Source organism: Marivirga harenae, from assembly GCF_030534335.1.
Taxonomy (GTDB): Bacteria; Bacteroidota; Bacteroidia; order Cytophagales; family Cyclobacteriaceae; genus Marivirga; species Marivirga harenae.
This window is the reverse complement of sequence record NZ_CP130565.1, coordinates 235,272-249,151: the sequence shown is the minus strand read 5'-3', so window position 1 is coordinate 249,151 and position 13,880 is coordinate 235,272. Positions and strand designations below refer to the sequence as shown.

At 37.0% G+C, this 13,880-nt stretch carries 7 protein-coding genes; all 7 read left to right on the top strand.

From position 1 onward, the window contains the following. Positions 1–560: 560 nt before the first annotated feature. The 7 genes from Q3Y49_RS01105 (at position 561) to Q3Y49_RS01075 (ending at position 13,771) form a co-directional block, all read left to right on the top strand. On the top strand, positions 561–968 hold the full coding sequence (locus Q3Y49_RS01105) for a hypothetical protein (RefSeq protein WP_303270367.1): 408 nt from the start codon (positions 561–563) through the stop codon (positions 966–968). Beyond that, positions 965–3,706, top strand: coding sequence for a TonB-dependent receptor (locus tag Q3Y49_RS01100; RefSeq protein WP_303270366.1), 2,742 nt, complete (start codon positions 965–967; stop codon positions 3,704–3,706). Before Q3Y49_RS01105 ends, Q3Y49_RS01100 begins: the two co-directional genes overlap by 4 nt. A gap of 254 nt (positions 3,707–3,960) precedes the next feature. Beyond that, complete coding sequence (locus tag Q3Y49_RS01095; protein ID WP_303270365.1) at positions 3,961–4,974, top strand: medium chain dehydrogenase/reductase family protein; 1,014 nt, start codon at positions 3,961–3,963, stop codon at positions 4,972–4,974. A 76-nt stretch (positions 4,975–5,050) separates the two neighbouring features. After that, positions 5,051–5,635 carry an RNA polymerase sigma factor gene (locus Q3Y49_RS01090; protein WP_303270364.1) on the top strand — a complete coding sequence of 195 codons (585 nt, stop codon included), beginning with the start codon at positions 5,051–5,053 and terminating at the stop codon, positions 5,633–5,635. A 14-nt stretch (positions 5,636–5,649) separates the two neighbouring features. Beyond that, on the top strand, positions 5,650–5,958 hold the full coding sequence (locus Q3Y49_RS01085; protein WP_303270363.1) for a hypothetical protein: 309 nt from the start codon (positions 5,650–5,652) through the stop codon (positions 5,956–5,958). Further along, positions 5,948–6,430, top strand: coding sequence for a hypothetical protein (locus Q3Y49_RS01080; RefSeq protein WP_303270362.1), 483 nt, complete (start codon positions 5,948–5,950; stop codon positions 6,428–6,430). The genes Q3Y49_RS01085 and Q3Y49_RS01080 overlap by 11 nt, the downstream gene beginning before the upstream one ends. Positions 6,431–7,027: 597 nt before the next feature. After that, on the top strand, positions 7,028–13,771 hold the full coding sequence (locus Q3Y49_RS01075) for a cadherin domain-containing protein (protein ID WP_303270361.1): 6,744 nt from the start codon (positions 7,028–7,030) through the stop codon (positions 13,769–13,771). Positions 13,772–13,880 lie beyond the last annotated feature (109 nt).

The following is a 13,880-nucleotide window of genomic DNA, read 5'->3' as shown; positions in this document are numbered from 1 at the left end:
AGCAAGCTGTCAACGCTAATGCAAGCATTTTCTCTACGTCTATAAGTGATAGTCACTGTTTATATTACGTGTTTTCGTAGAGAATACCTAAGACTTGACCATCGAACTATGATTAGTTCAGTAGCTCTACAAGCAAACATATTTATAGCACATTATGAGTGCTGAATAGACAGTAAGATCAGTTTTTCATATGAATTTCTCTCTAACTTCAGATCCCAAAAGATTAATGATAGCACTTCATACTCCTTGCTGTTAGATCTTGATAGAGAAGCTGGCACGGGAAATATAATGCTAGAAATTCAAATATTGAAAGCAAGGTAAAGGTTCTCTCTATTGCTAAAAATGAGTGCGAAAAAAATCATTAATGGGATCGAACCATACTGCATAGGTCGAACCATAGTAAAGTAATTTTAGGACGATACACTCTTTTCTTCTTTGGACGCTACGCATTTTCTTCTCCCTCGCAATAGATCCATATTGCTATAAAATTATTTTTTTCGAGGGTGGCGAGGGATGTTTTCTTTTTTCGCGTCTAACCATTGAATCAAATAAATAATAGAATGAAAACGATAAAATTTTTAGCAGTAGTAGCATTCTTCACCCTTAGTTTCAGTGCCTTTTCACAAGGGCCCAGAGGGGGTAGACCCGGGGGAGGACCAGAGGAAATGATCAAAAGAGAGAAGCAAGCTTTGTATGAGAAGGTTGAAGATCTAAGCAGCGATCAAAAGCTCTTATTAGATGGTATTTATGAGGAGTTTCAAGTGACGCTGGAGGAAACCATGGAAGAGTTAAGAAGTTCTGGAGACCGAGAGAGTAGAAGAGAAAAAATGGAAGCCATTAGAACAGAAAAAGACACACTTGTTAAGGATGTCTTAAGCGAAGAACAATATAAAATCTATGAAAGTATTTCTCAATCAAGAGCCAAGAGAAAGGGCAGAGATTCAGAGATGGAAACTGAAGACCAATGAAAAAGAAGCTGTTATTTGTAGTAATTTTACTATCAATTAATGCCATAAATTTAAATGCTCAAAGTCAGGCACAGACAATCTCTGTGTCTGGCTTATTGCAGGATAATTCAGATGGTTTGCCGCTTGTCGGTGCCTCAGTATTATTGGTGAATGTAAAAGATTCAGCACGCTCCAAATATGCTGTAGCTGATGCAGAAGGAAGATTTCAAATGAACGAATTGGAGCAGGCCTTTTATAAATTAAGAATATCCTATGTGGGTTATAAGACTTTCGCTAAAATTATTAGAATATCATTACCTGATACTGATCTAGGACTTATCAAATTGGAACCAGATGTCACCTCTTTGAATGAGGTTGTAGTAAAGGGAAAAGTGGTAGCGGTTCAGCAGATAGGAGATACAACTCAATTTAACGCTTTAGCTTATAAAACCAATCCAGATGCATCGGCCAAAGACTTAGTAAGCAAAATGCCTGGAATTGTTATTAGCAGTGATGGGGTCACTGCAAATGGTGAAAGTGTACAACAGGTCTTACTGGATGGAAAGAGATTTTTTGGACAAGATCCTTTACTCTCTCTCAATACTATTCCAGCTGATATAGTGGATAAAATACAAGTTTATGATGAGGAAAGCGACCAAGCTAGGCTAACCGGTTTTGATGACGGTAATACCACCAAAACCATGAATGTGGTTACCAAAGAAGACAAGAGAAATGGTCAATTTGGAAAACTATATGCTGGATATGGAGAAAATGGATTGTACAAAGCTGGAGCCACTCTTAATTTCTTCGATGGAGATCAACGAATAACTTTCTTGGGAATGTCAAATAATATCAATCAGCAGAATTTTGGAAGTGAGGATCTCATTGGAGTCAGCGCTGGTGGAAACAGAGGTGGAGCGCGCAGAGGAGGAGATCAGACCTTCATTACTGGGACACAAGATGGAATAACTTCGACTCATTCCTCTGGTCTAAATTTTAGTGATGAATTATCGACAAGAACGACTTTCGAAGGAAGTTACTTTTTTAATAACTCCATCAATAATAATGACGCACTATTGAGTCGAGAAACTTTTCTTACTAATGGATCTCAATTTTATTCTGAAGAGCAACAAACGACTACTAACAACACCAATCATCGATTGAATTTGAGGCTTAACCATGAATTTAATGAGAATAATAGTTTATTGCTTAGATCCGCAATTAGCTATCAGGATAATGAAAGCAATGAAACTACCTTTGGTAAGACTTTGACCGATGAGGAAGAGCTATTGAATGAAACTTCAAATAGCTACAACAGCTTTAACAATTCTTTGAATTTCACCAATAACCTGATCTTCCAGCATAAATTCGAAAAGGTAGGTAGAACAGTATCCCTTGATCTAAATACTAAATATCAACCGACCACACGTGAAAGTTTATATGAGGATTTAGTACTTGATTCACTGATTGATTACAATACTGAAGAATATGAATTGTCAACAGGAGCAACAGTCACTTATACTGAGCCTGTGGGTCTGACTGGTCAAGTAGCAGCCAGCTACACTTTTAATAATTCAGTTCGGAATATTGAAACCGAAACTTTCTTTTTAGAAGAGAACGCTTCAGCCAAGGTGTTTAGTAGTGAATTGTCGAATACGATTGAGAGCGTTTACCAAACCCATTTACCAGGTATTAGCTATTCAAATAATAAATATGGTAATATCTTTGATATCAGACTTTCCTATCAATATGCTGCTTTAAAAAATAGCAACTTATTGTCTCTAACTAATGAGCGGTCAAATCAGAATTTTGGTAACTTTTTACCTTCATTGCTTACGCGCTTTCCATTAGGTGAGGACGGTAACTTCTTTCTAAGATATGCAGCCACTACCACAGTTCCCAGTGCTAGCCAACTTCAGACGGTGGTAGATAATAGTAATCCTTTGTTCTTATCAGCTGGTAATCCTAATCTAGATTTGTCATACAATCATAATTTAGATTTCCGACTTCAAAAGAATTATTTTGACATAAACGCCACGCTATCAAATAGAACGAGTATAAAAACCAGCAATAATTATATTGGGAATAGTACAGCCATCATTGCAGAAGATTCTGTCTCTGCTGGAGGAGTTGTTTTGACAAAAGGTGCTCAGATTACAAGTCCAACCAACTTCGATGGTTATTGGTCAGTCCGAAATAATACAACCTACGGAGTGCTCATTTCTCCTATTAAAAATAACTTGAATCTATCGGCAGGGCTTGGATATGTTAATTTACCAGGATTGACCAATGGGGTAAGTAATACAGCTGAGACGTATTCTGCTGATTTAAAGGTGGGCTTAGTGAGTAATATTAGTGAAAATATAGATTATAATGTCTATTATCAGGTCGCAGGAAGTCGTGTTCTAAACTCCTTACAATCCAAAACAAACAATCAATATTACACACAGACTGTTGGGTCAACGGTCAATTTGATATTTCCAAAGGGATTTGTATTTCGAAATGAAGCTTCTTACCAGAAATACACTGGAATAAATAATAGTTTTGATACAAATTACACCCTGTGGAATATGGGCCTTGCAAAAAAGTTTTTGAAAGACGACAGAGGAGAATTAGAATTATCTGTTTTTGATTTACTAGGTCAAAATCAAAGTTTTAATCAAGAAGTGACTTCTCAATATCTGGAAGAAAGCCAAACGCAAGTTCTTCAACGCTATTTTATGCTAACATTTACCTATCAACTTCGGAATTTTAGATAATGGTGTTCAGATAAGAGATTAATCATGTGCAAAATTACAACAAGCAAATTTTTACTTTACTTGTCCATTGAAAATATTTTTAGGAATGAAAAATTAAAGGGTCAGATATGGTTTGCCACTCATATAGCTTAAAAGTGTATTTGTTGCAGTTTATAGCAGTTTACAGATTATTTATAACTGGAATCTCAAAATATTCGTCAGTATAAGGATTAGAAAATGGCTCACTAAAAACTCTAGATAACAAAAAAATAAAGATGGAATACAATAGAATGGTAATTTCGGAATATGGGGCACCAGATGTCTTGAAGAAGGTTACAGAAAAGGAGCTCCCGATTCCTCAAGCTGGCGAAGTAAGAGTTAAGGTACTGACTACCAGTGCCTGCTTTACGGATACATTAATTCGTAGAGGTATTTATCCAGCGGTTAGAAATAAACCACCTTTTTCACCAGGCTACGATTTGGTTGGTGTGATAGATGCTTTGGGGGAAGGAGTAGAAAATGTAACTGTGGGACAAAAAGTAGCGGATTTGACCGTTATTGGAGCCTACACTGAATACATTTGCCTGAAGGCAGAATCTATTGTAGTTGTCCCCGAAGAATTAGATAATGCAGAAGCCGTAAGTATGGTTTTATCTTACCTAACTGCATATCAAATGCTGCACAGATTTACTAAGTTGAAAAATGGAGACACTGTTTTAATTCATGCTGCTTCAGGAGCTGTAGGTACCGCACTAATACAATTAGGCAAACTCATGAATTTGAAGATGTACGGCACTGCTTCTAAAGGTAAAAATGAGTTAGTAGAAAAAATGGGGGCAATTCCCATTGACTATAAAAATGAAGACTTCGAAGCGATAATCAAGGAGAAAGAACCGAATGGTATCGATGCTGTATTTGACCCAATTGGTGGAAGTTATTTTCCGAAATCTTTAAGCCTTTTGAAGAAGAAAGGAACCTTAGTCGCCTATGGTTACCAAAGTTCGGCAGACGGGAATGGGGGTAATGTAATCCTCGATTTTTTCAAGGTCCTGTTTTGGAATTTGCTTCCTACAAAGCCCAATGCTAAATTTTATGTGATCACTTCGGAGAGAAAAAAACACCCTGATTGGTTTCAGGAAGATTTAAAAGCTTTATTCACGCTTTTGACGGAAAAACAAATCAAACCACTTATCGGAAAGATTATGAAATTAGAAGAGGCAGCAGAAGCCCATAAACTGGTCGAGAATTACATGGTTGAGGGAAAGATTGTTTTGAAAGTTAATAAGTGACAAATGTCGCTTTGTTGTAAAAATGTTGAGCTATACATTGTAAATTATGAATCCATAAGCTGGATTTTTTAAACCTATGATTAACGAAAAAAACTGTTTAGAAGCTATTGCAAAAGGAAGTGAAGAAGCTTTGGAACAGTTGTATAATGAGTATGCTGACCGGGTTTACAATACTTTAATTAGCTATACCAAAAATTCGGAAGATGCAGAAGAACTGCTCCAAGATGTGTTTGTGACCCTTTACAATTCTGTAGCAAATTTTGAGCATAACTCTGCTGTTAGTACATGGATTTACCGCATAGCTGTGAATAAGGCATTAGATTTTATACGGAAGAGAAATAGTAAAAAGCGCTTTGGAATTTTCACTTCTCTTTATTCAAAAGAATCAGGTGAAATGAAATATGATTCCATTGAATTTGTGCATCCTGGCATACAAATGGAAAACAAAGAAGATGCAGCTTTTTTATTTAAAGCAATAGAGTCACTGCCTGAAAACCAGAAAACTGCATTCATTCTAACTCAAATTGAAGGCTTACCACAGAAAAAGGTGGGAGAAATAATGGAGCAAAGTAGGAAATCAGTAGAGTCTTTAGTGCAAAGGGCTAAAGCAAATTTAAAAGTAGAACTAAAAAAATTCTTCCCAGAGCGAGGGAAAAAATAAAATTTTACGTCAAAATGGATATGAAGTCTGAAGATCGAATAAATAGGGCATTAAAGAGTGTTGAAAACATTGAAAGAGCTAAAGCTCCAGAAGATGGGTTTCAAAAAATTCAAGCGAAGATTGCCGCTCAGAAAAATGTAAGCAAGAATACAAAGGGGGGGTTAGGAACGTCCATGTTAAAAATGGCAGCGATGATTGCCATTATCCTGAGTTTTAATATCTGGGCAGCTTCTAACTATTTAGGAAAAGATAATGTACACCTGGATAACTCAGCATATTCACAAATAACCACTGACTATAACTTATACGAAAATGAACAATAAAATATATAAAATCGGATTTTTGGTATTATTGGTGATTAACATCGCCATGCTAGTACTTTTTGTACTGAAACCAGACAGAAGCAGATCTAAAGAGGGGATCAAGGAAAAAATAGCTATGCAGCTTGATTTTACGGAAGATCAAAAATCTTCTTTTGGAGAAATGGTTGATAAGCATAGAAATGCAATTAGAACGCTTAACGATCAAGAGCGTAAATTAACTGATCAATACTTTAGTCAATTGCAGTCATCTTCATCAGCTACAGAAAATCTGGCCAAGCAAGAAGCAACTTTTCAAGAAATTATGAATGTAAAATCTAAGAAGTTAAGTACCACTTACCTTCATCTAGACGATGTGAAATCGCTTTGCAATGATGAGCAGCTTGAGAAATTTGATGCATTTCTGAAGCAAGTCATACCTCGTTTGACAGGTGCCCCTGATCGTGATAGCAGAATGGAGAGAAGGATTCGTTGACAAAAAAAAAACCGTAATGCATGAGGTTTAATGCTATTTGCTTTTATTGTAATCAAAAAAGCAATCCCTCCAGATTTAAGCACGCTGAACTTTGAAACAACTACATAATGTACAAGTCCTTATTCGTACTAAGCTTTTGGAGCCTCTGAATTCATTTACTCAATTATTTTGAAGTTGAGTATTGATAAACTGAAAAATTGCTAAGTAGTATTACAACTGTTTTTTACCTTGGTTTTTGAAGATTTCAATCGTTGTTTGGTGTGGTTTACTCGGGTGGGTAAATTTTTATTTGCTCAAGTAATAAGGAAATCGCCTATTGGTGGACTGCTATCCTGTAGAGCATCTTTACATATACTTTAGTATTTACATCTTAAGAAGGTGCCCCACAATCCGATATGAATCTAAATTTTCCAGACAAATTTTTTACAGCCTAGCTTTTAAGGATTGTATTAATAATGTGTATGCATTTGATATCTTCGTTGATATTCATTCCTGCTTGTTTTATAGGTGATACACCTAAATTTGTATTTCAGTAGTTCACATAATCTTAATTCTTAAAGAGTGTGGTTTTTTGTGGTAATCAAAAATAGAATTACCATGAAAAACAAATTATTACTTACAATTATCCTATTTCTTACTTGGGTAGGAGCACAAGCCCACTCAGGTGGGGTATGGATAGCCAATGATGGATGTGGTCATTGGTACGCCATTGTATTTCACTATCATAACAATAGTAGTGGAGGGTCTGTTTCTGGCTCTGCAAAAGCTGGACTTTATATTGACTACGACCAGGATGGTGTATTCAACGTGAATGGACAAACATACGCCTATACCAATGCTGCCGGTTTTACGACTAGCGATGGAGACTTTCAGAGATTTACTGATTGGATTAACCTTTCTGATAAGTCAATGTCAGCTAATGCATTTGCAAATAATGCAGCTACTCAAACTGAGGTGCTAAATTGGCTCAATGCTAATAAAAACTTTGGAAAAAATTACTCTTTAACTGTAGCCATTGATGCGGGAAACTATTCTAGTACATGGTACGAAGCATTAGTCGCACCAATTAAGCCCTTATCGCCTGGAGTTTATAAAACATCGACTTCAACCTCCTCAATGGTGGAAACTCCTGTTGGTTATACTAACCCATTTAACTTAAACTATACTCCTACTAATTTCACTGGAACTCTAACAACTCAGAGCACCTGTGGAGAGACTTTACAAATTGAAGCAAGTTTAACACAGACTTGTGTTGAAGAATATGGTTTGGTTTATTCCTTGACTAACCAATTACCTTCAGTAGGGGATGCAGACGCAACAAAACAAGTATTATGGAATGGTGTTGCCACTGATTTTACCAATGAGGCACTTGACTATACCGTAAATGTAGATGCAGCAGATGAATTTAAAGATCATTACCTAAGAACATACTATTTACAAAATGTGTCGGGTACTTATTTTTATGTTTATTCACCTTTGATTACTGCCATGCCTTTGGATCCCGACTTAGATTGTGACGGTGATGGAATATCAAATGGCCAAGAGTTAGATACATCTGATACTAATAAAGATACTGATGGTGATGAAATACCTGATTACCGAGATCAAGATTCCAATAATGATGGGACTTCCGATAGTGAAGATACAGGAGCTCCCGATTGTGATGAGGATGGTGTTAAGGATTTTCAAGATTTAAATAATGATCCAGGGATTCAGTCACAGCCATCCAATGCTTCTGCGTGTGACCTCAGCAACGCAACTTTCAGTGTAACTGCTACGGGAGGAGGATTATCCTATCAGTGGCAAGTGAATGAAGGGTCGGGTTTTGTGGATTTAGTAAATGATAACACTTACAGTAATGCATCAAGCAGTACATTGAATATCTCTGCGGCCACCTTGGGTATGGATGGCTTCCTCTACAGATGTGTTATTAATTCTTCTTCATGTAATACTTCTTCAACTTCCGAGAATGCAAGCTTAACCATCAATTTTGTTAGTGCGCCTGTATCAACGGATGTCACATATAATCTTGATGAAACAGCTGCCGCTTTAAGCACACATATTACAGGTCAAAATTTGACTTACTATGATGCTGAAAACGGAGGTACTGGTGTTGTTCATGAAATAACTCCTTCTACAAATAATGTTGGAGTTAGCGAATACTGGGTAAGTCAGACTGTTGATGGATGTGAATCCGCAAGGTCTAAAGTAACTGTAACTGTGGAATTTCCATATGCATTAGGAGGTTCTGCTAGCGCAAAAAGCAGCTTGTATGCTCTCAATAGTAAAGTTGATGAGTCTGTCACAATCACTGGTAGTGGTGATATAACAGACCCAAAAGTTTATGTTAACACGGGCTATCAAACTGGTGACAAGCTGCAATCAGGAATTGATTTGCCTTCAGGTATTTCAGCTAACTTTGACGCTAATAGCGGTAGTTTAAATTTCACCGGAACTGCTAGTGCAGCAGTTTGGCAAGAAATATTTAGAAATGTGATGTTCTCTTCTAGTTCTTCAAATATGGATGACAGAACAATTGCATTTATTTTAGAGAATAGTATCAGTCTAAAAGTAAATGGCAAAGATCACTATTATCAATATATATCAGGTAGCAAAACGTGGGCTCAGGCAAAGACAGCAGCGGAAGCTATGACATTCTTAGGATTGCCAGGATACTTAGCGACAGTCACTTCGCAAAATGAAAATGACTTTATTGAAAATAAATTAGCTAGTGATGGGTGGATTGCAGGATCAGATGACCACAATTTCATAAATGCTGCAGTTGGTTCCACATTGTATGCAAGTCAAGCTAGTGCAGAAGGGAAATGGTATTGGGTGAGTGGACCAGAAAAGGGAGTAGCTATTTCAAACGGCAACGCTTCACCAGTAGCAGTAGGGGATGCTTTTATTAATTGGAATCCAGGGGAACCAAATAATTCATCGGGCGAACACTATATGCAATTATATTCCACGCAAAATGGAAAGTGGAATGATCTGCCTGGTGGATATAGCCTTAATGGCTTTGTGGTAGAATATGGAGGATACGAAGATGAAGAGTCGCCAAGTATCCTGCATAGCAGAGTTTTTTCATTTGACCAAGATGCAGATATTTCTATTACTGTAAATGACATTGATGAAAATAGTACAGCTGGTACAGTCTTAGATCAATTACATGTTTCCGGAATCGATGAGGACATGAATATTACTTTCGCATTGACCAGTGGCGAGGGTGATACTGACAATAATCTATTTTCAATAGTTGATGGCGAATTAGTTAGCAGCAGCAGCTTCGACTATGAAAGCAAATCAAGTTTAAGCATAAAAGTAAAAGCTTCAGATGAACTTGGAGGCAGTTTTGAAAAAGTATTAGTTATTTCGGTCAATAATCTTAATGATAATGCACCAATAATAGCTGCTAATCAGTCATTTGATATTGATGAGAATAGTGCAGAAAACACGGTAGTAGGAACTGTTTCAGTAAGCGATGCAGACGGCAGCACTACTTATGAAAACTGGAGCATCACGGCAGGGAATACAAACGAAGCCTTCCAAATTGATGCGAATACAGGAAAGATTTCAGTAAAAACCACTGATTTGGATTATGAAGCAGTAGGTGCTTATAACTTAACTGTAACAGTTCAAGATGGAGCGAACACTTCTTCAGCTGTTGATTTAACTATTGAAATCAACAACTTGAACGACAATGCTCCAGTAATTGTAGCAAATCAATCATTTAATATTGATGAGAATAGTGCTCAAAATACGGTAGTGGGTACAGTTGCAGTAAGCGATGCAGACGGAGCCACTACTTATGAAAATTGGACCATCACGGCAGGGAATACAAACGAAGCCTTCCAAATTGATGCCAATACCGGGGAAATCTCAGTAAAGACTACAGACTTGGATTATGAAGCAGTAGGTGCTTATATCTTAACTGTAACAGTTCAAGATGGAGCGAACACTTCTTCTGCGGTTGATTTGACAATTGATATCAATAATTTAAATGACAATGCTCCAGTAATTGCAGCAAATCAATCATTTAATATTGATGAGAACAATGCTCAAAATACGGTAGTGGGTACAGTTGCAGTAAGCGATGCAGACGGAGCAACTACTTACGAGAATTGGACTATTACGGCTGGAAATACGAACGAAGCCTTCCAAATTGATACCAATACCGGAGAAATCTCAGTAAAGACTACAGACTTGGATTATGAAGCAGTAGGTGCTTATACCTTAACTTTGACAGTTCAGGATGGAGCGAACACTTCTTCTGCGGTTGATTTGACAATTGACATCAATAATTTAAATGACAATGCTCCAGTAATTGCAGCAAATCAATCATTTAATATTGATGAGAATAGTGCTCAAAATACGGTAGTGGGTACAGTTGCAGTAAGCGATGCAGATGGCAGCACTACTTATGAAAACTGGACGATCACATCAGGCAATACGAACGAAGCCTTCCAGATTGATGCCAATACAGGCGAGATTTCAGTACAAACTACTGATTTGGATTATGAAGCAGTAGCTGCTTATACTTTAACAGTATCAGTTGAAGACGGAGTAAATACTGCAGCAGCAGTGGATTTGACAATTGGGATCAATAACCTGAATGATAATGCACCGGTAATCGCTGCTAATCAGTCATTCGATATTGATGAGAACAGTGTTCAGCATACAGTAGTAGGTGCTGTTGCGGTAAGCGATGCAGATGGCACGACTACTTATGAAAACTGGTCGATTACAGCTGGAAATACAAACGAAGCCTTCCAGATTGATGCCAATACCGGTGAGCTATCCGTAAAAACTACTGACTTGGATTATGAAGCAGTGGGAGCTTATACTTTGACGGTAACAGTTCAAGATGGAGCAAATACTTCTGAAGCAGTAGAATTGACCCTTGATGTGAACAATCAAAATGACAATACCCCGATAATCTCTGCTAATCAGTCATTCGATATAGATGAAAATAGTGCTCAAAATACAGTAGTAGGTTCTGTTTCGGTAAGTGATGCAGACGGCACGACTACTTACGAAAACTGGATCATCACAGCAGGTAACACTAACGAAGCCTTCCAGATTGATGCAAGTACTGGAGAAATCTCAGTAAAGACTACTGACTTGGATTATGAAGCAGTGGGTAATTACGCTTTGACGCTAACAGTTCAAGATGGAGCGAATACATCAGCAGCAGTTGAATTATCAATTGACATCAATAATTTGAATGATAATGCACCGATAATCGCATCTAATCAATCATTCGATATAGATGAAAATAGTGCTCAAAATACAGTAGTAGGTTCTGTTTCGGTAAGCGATGCAGACGGCACGACTACTTACGAAAACTGGATCATCACAGCGGGTAACACCAACGAAGCCTTCCAGATTGATGCAAGTACTGGAGAAATCTCAGTAAAGACTACTGACTTGGATTATGAAGCAGTGGGTAATTACACTTTGACGCTAACAGTTCAAGATGGAGCGAATACATCAGCAGCAGTTGAATTATCAATTGACATCAATAATTTGAATGATAATGCACCGATAATCGCAGCAAATCAGTCATTCGATATTGATGAAAACAGTGCTGAGAATACGGTAGTAGGATCAGTTTCTGTAAACGATGCAGACGGTAGTACTACTTATGAGAAATGGACGATTACAGCTGGCAATACGAATGAGGCTTTCCAGATTGATACCAATACCGGTGAGCTATCAGTAAAAGCTACTGACTTGGATTATGAAGCAGTAGGTTCTTATACTTTGACCTTAACAGTTCAAGATGGAGCGAACACTTCAGCAGCAGGAAATGTACTAGTTAAAATCAATAACTTGAATGATAATGCACCAGTAATCACAGCGAATCAAAGCTTTAGCATAAATGAAAATTCAGTAGAAAATAGCTTAGTGGGTACTGTAAAAGCCACAGATGCGGATGGTACCCAACAACAATTTACATGGAATCTAATTAGTGAAGAAAATGAAAAGGCTTTTGCTATTGATGCAAACAATGGAATTATCAAAGTATTGAATTCTTCTTTGCTTGATGCAGAGAGAAAGACTCAATTTGTAGCAGAGGTAATCGCTAGTGATGGTGTTCATCAATTCAGTTCTGAAATAACCATCAATGTTTTAAATATCAATGACAACGAACCTGGAATTGCTGAAAATCAAAGCTTCACAATTGAAGAGAATTTATCTGATGAGACTAATATAGGTCAAATAGTGGCTTCAGATGCAGACGCGGCATCCGTACTTGGGAATTGGGAAATTTTGAGCGGCAATACTGATGATGCATTCGAATTAGATCCAAACACGGGGGTTTTGAGTGTAAATAATAGTGCTGCATTGGATTTTGAAACTAGAAGTACTTACACATTAAATGTGAAAGTAACCGATGGTGAACTAGAAAGTAATGTAGCAGTAATTGTTATTCAAATAACAGATTTGAATGATTTAGCACCTATAATTGAAAATAATATAAGTTTCTCTATTGCAGAAAATGAGCCAATAGGAACTGAGTTAGGAATGATTAGAGCTACTGATAAGGATGGTAATACTGAACTGACCAATTGGACAATAATTTCAGGTAACGATCAAAATGCATTTAGCATAAATGAGAATACTGGTTTGCTTGTAGTTAATAATTCCGGTGCGCTAGATTATGAAAAAGTAAATCAGTTCACTTTAGGAATTACTGTTTCGGATGGAATAAATACTAGTAATGTAAGCGAGATTAGTGTTGCAATTGAAAATGTCAATGATAATGCACCATCATCATTAAGTTTAAGCAATACTCAACTACATGAAGCAGACGCAAGCGGAACAGAAGTAGGGTATTTCACCACTGCTGATGCAGATGTAATTGATAATTTTACCTATCAACTGGTGAGCGGAGAAGGGGATGATGATAATGATTATTTTCAAATAATTGATGATGAATTATTCACAAGTAAACCATTGGATTTCGATTATAATAGCAGGCTGAAAATACGAGTAAGAACAGAAGATAGTGGTGGCAATGCATTTGAAGCTAATTTCAGCATCACCGTGACGGCTAATATGGAAATCGAACTAAGTATTCCAACGGCTTTCACACCCAATGGCGATGGAAGCAATGATACTTGGGAAATCGATAGAATGGGCAATTATCCTAAGAGTACTATTAGAATTTATAATAGTGATGGAATTGAGGTGTTCAAAAATACTGGATACACCCAACAGTGGGATGGCTACTATAATGGAAAATTAATGTCTATTGGTAATTATTACTACATCATTCAACTTAATGATAGCACTGGTAAGGTTTATAAGGGCAGTGTAATGATCATTAAATAATCACTTTAAATGAAGATGTGAAATCAATATGGAAATTCAGCTTCGATTTTGAAATACAATCGAAGTTGAATTTCTAACAAAGATTCCATATCACCATAAAAATATAAAT

Coding starts and splice junctions, on each gene's coding strand:
- Q3Y49_RS01085 (WP_303270363.1), top strand. CDS start 5,650: ATGGATATGAAGTCTGAAGATCGAATAAATAGGGCATTAAAGAGTGTT.
- Q3Y49_RS01095 (WP_303270365.1), top strand. CDS start 3,961: ATGGAATACAATAGAATGGTAATTTCGGAATATGGGGCACCAGATGTC.
- Q3Y49_RS01080 (WP_303270362.1), top strand. CDS start 5,948: ATGAACAATAAAATATATAAAATCGGATTTTTGGTATTATTGGTGATT.
- Q3Y49_RS01075 (WP_303270361.1), top strand. CDS start 7,028: ATGAAAAACAAATTATTACTTACAATTATCCTATTTCTTACTTGGGTA.
- Q3Y49_RS01090 (WP_303270364.1), top strand. CDS start 5,051: ATGATTAACGAAAAAAACTGTTTAGAAGCTATTGCAAAAGGAAGTGAA.
- Q3Y49_RS01100 (WP_303270366.1), top strand. CDS start 965: ATGAAAAAGAAGCTGTTATTTGTAGTAATTTTACTATCAATTAATGCC.
- Q3Y49_RS01105 (WP_303270367.1), top strand. CDS start 561: ATGAAAACGATAAAATTTTTAGCAGTAGTAGCATTCTTCACCCTTAGT.